Annotated in this window: 2 protein-coding genes and 3 tRNA genes; 3 read left to right on the top strand and 2 right to left on the bottom strand. The window is 37.0% G+C overall.

The window, feature by feature from the left end:
• Positions 1–81 precede the first annotated feature (81 nt).
• Together BUC11_RS16355 and BUC11_RS16350 are read right to left on the bottom strand one after the other, a co-directional pair.
• Positions 82–849: a C40 family peptidase gene (locus tag BUC11_RS16355; protein ID WP_073355759.1), complete on the bottom strand. Its 768-nt coding sequence runs from the start codon at positions 847–849 to the stop codon at positions 82–84.
• A 71-nt stretch (positions 850–920) separates the two neighbouring features.
• On the bottom strand, positions 921–2099 hold the full coding sequence (locus BUC11_RS16350; RefSeq protein ID WP_073355760.1) for an acetyl-CoA C-acyltransferase: 1179 nt from the start codon (positions 2097–2099) through the stop codon (positions 921–923).
• Between the two features lie 228 nt (positions 2100–2327).
• On the opposite strand from BUC11_RS16350, the gene BUC11_RS16345 reads away from it, so the two are divergent.
• The 3 genes from BUC11_RS16345 (at position 2328) to BUC11_RS16335 (ending at position 2598) form a co-directional block, all read left to right on the top strand.
• Positions 2328–2411 (top strand) — tRNA-Ser (locus BUC11_RS16345).
• 17 nt (positions 2412–2428) lie between these two features.
• Positions 2429–2503, top strand: a tRNA-Pro gene (locus tag BUC11_RS16340).
• Positions 2504–2524: 21 nt separating this feature from the next.
• A tRNA-Arg gene (locus tag BUC11_RS16335) sits at positions 2525–2598 on the top strand.
• Positions 2599–3188: the final 590 nt, after the last annotated feature.

Genomic DNA, 3188 nt, shown 5'->3' with positions numbered 1-3188 from the left:
TCTTATAATTTACAAAATACCGGTCTCTTTTCCTAATACTTACCTCGTATTTTACTGACTAACAGCGAAATATAATTTTTGTCATGTACTGAAAATCTTTTTAATAACTCGTAATTTATGGGTGTGTTTATTTGTCTCTGCATTAAAAATTCCCAAATGATCCAATCGATCCACTCGAACTTTACCGCTGGCGTGAATGATGTAATTATCGTCCATTATGATTCCTACGTGAATAATTCTGCCTTCCTCGTTATCAAAAAAAGCTAAGTCTCCGGGTTCACTTTCTTCAATAAAACTCAAAGCTTCTCCCTGACTGGATTGTTGGGAAGCATCACGAAGTAATTTGTATCCATTCAATTTATAAACCATTTGAGTAAATCCTGAACAATCAATACCAAAAGGAGTTTTTCCTCCCCAAAGATAAGGAGCATTCAAATACATAAAGGCAGATTTAATAAGGTTCTCTTTGGTTTTTTCTCCACTTGTTTTAGTTCCCTCAAAACCAAAATTAGACGTATTGATTTCATGATTGTTAATAAACGATACGGAAGAACCAAGAGGAATTGGAATCAGTAAATTGGATGGCGCAGTTATGTATTCTATTAAGTCAGCATTGAGAATAATAGCTTCTGTGGATAATTGAGTATAACTTGATTCAGCAATTAATTGATATTGTTTAGAGTCAACCCAACCTTCATAACCATCATATTGCATTTTGATAAAAGACCACTGTTTGAGTTGTTCTAAAATTTCGAAATGTTCTCCAAATAAAACTTGAGAAACAATTTCGCTTTTATCACTTGGTTCAAACCGAAGCGGTATCATCGCTAGATTACAAATTCCAAACATGTATGTTAAGGTATGAGGTAAGAGTTGTGAGTTATACGTATCAAAACGTATAACTCACAACTCATAATTAATTAAATTCTTTCAATAACAACTGCTGATGCACCACCACCACCATTGCAAATTGCAGCAGCACCGATACTTCCATTATTTTGTTCTAAAACGTTAAGCAATGTGACAATGATTCTCACTCCAGAACAACCTAGAGGATGACCTAGGGATACAGCACCTCCATTTACATTTACTTTGCTACTGTCTAATCCTAAAATTTTAGAGTTAGCTAAACCTACTACCGCGAAAGCTTCGTTAAATTCAAAATAATCAACATCGCCAATCGCTATTCCTGCTTTTGCTAAAGCTTTTGGAATTGCTTTAGAAGGGCTTGTAGTGAACCACTTCGGTTCTTGAGCCGCGTCTGCATATCCTTTGATGTAAGCCAAAGGCTTCAAACCTAATGCAAGTGCTTTTTCTTCGCTCATCAGTATTACTGCAGCAGCCCCGTCGTTAATCGTGGAAGAATTAGCGGCTGTAACTGTTCCTTCTTTTGTAAATGCTGGATTTAAAGAGGGTATTTTATCAATTTTTACATTTGTAAATTCTTCATCAGTAGAAACGATAATTGGATCTCCTTTTCTTTGAGGAACAGGAACGGGAACAACTTCATTATCAAATTTTCCTTCTTTCCATGCTTTAGCGCTACGCTCGTATGATTGAATTGCGGCCTTGTCTTGATCTTCTCGGGTATAATTATATTCGGATGCGCATAAGTCGGCACAAACCCCCATAGCATTGTTGTCATAGGCATCAGACAATCCGTCTCTTTGCATTCCGTCAATCATGGTTGCTGGTCCAAACTTTGTTCCATTTCTCAAATGCATGTAATGTGGAATTAAACTCATGTTTTCCATTCCACCTGCTACTACAATTTCGGCATCACCACATTGAATGGCTTGTGCGCCTAACATGACTGCTTTCATTCCAGAAGCACATACTTTGTTTATTGTGGTACAGGCCACGGTATTTGGTAAACCTGCAAATATAGCGGCTTGACGAGCAGGAGCTTGACCTACGCCAGCTTGAACTACGTTGCCCATAAATACTTCATCAACTAAATTAGGATCTAATTTTATTTTGTCCAAAGCGCCTTTAATAGCGATTGCGCCTAATCTAGGAGCAGTGACTGTAGATAATCCCCCCATAAAACTTCCGATAGGTGTTCTAACGGCAGAAACGATAACAACTTTTTTGTTCATGACTTTCATAATGTTGGTTTATGAAGCAAATTTAATCTTTTTTAAACAATTTCATATTTTGACAAGGACATTATCTTTTTTATATTTATTTCTCTTCTATTTGTTTGATTGTGAAGTCTTTTTGAAAAATCGACAAAAAAGATTAAAAAAAAGGCTTGAAATAGTTGTGAGAAGTCTAAAGATGTCTTAAATTTGCAACCGCAAAACAGGACACGTTTCCTTGAGCTTGGAGGGGTGCCAGAGTGGTAATGGAGCAGTTTGCTAAACTGTCACCGAGCAATCGGTGCCAGGGTTCGAGTCCCTGTCCCTCCGCTTTATAATTTTTTTTTCGGGGTGTAGCGTAGCTCGGTTATCGCGCCTGCTTTGGGAGCAGGAGGCCGCAGGTTCGAATCCTGCCACCCCGACTAGTTTTTTACAGCAGCAATGGAGGCATAGCTCAGCTGGATAGAGCACCTGCCTTCTAAGCAGGCGGTCGAAGGTTCGAATCCTTCTGCCTTCACATACTGGGACAAATCAGATTTTTGCTGATTTGTCCCTTTTTTTTTACTGTCTAAATCCTTGTATAACAACAACATAAGTCTTAGTCCTTCATTGATTCTAGTGGTTCGAACTTGATTATTTTCAAAAGTGAGTTTTTCAGGAAATATCGAACCAATTATCTTTCTTTTACTGGTGGCAGATCCCTCTTCATATAATTTCCCAAGTTGTGAAATTTGGCTTATAGCCTTATTTAAAAGAGGTCCCACATTAATAACGTTACTATTTTTTGTAGTTAACATCGATTCAAGTCTGTTTATTCTTTCACCTGTCTCAATTTTTATCTTGCGATAATCATCTGCATCTAAATCTCCTGCAATCAATAAATTTCTTGCTTTGGTCAATCTTATATTTGTCTCTTCAAGTTCTTTTGTCAATTGATTACTATCGCTTCGCTGGTATTTAGTTTTATTTTGAAATACAGATGTTATTGCTTGTTTATATAACTCCAGAAAGGTATGCTGCTCCCCAAAAAACGTACAACTTTTTGTGTGAATTTAAGATAGGATTAAAAACCTTAAATTAGCAGAATTATGTCAAGAACAAGAAGAG

Origin of the sequence: Flavobacterium xanthum (genome assembly GCF_900142695.1) — a bacterium.
GTDB lineage: Bacteria > Bacteroidota > Bacteroidia > Flavobacteriales > Flavobacteriaceae > Flavobacterium > Flavobacterium xanthum.
Note: the sequence above shows the minus strand (reverse complement) of the source record. Positions and strands in the feature narration are given on the sequence as shown.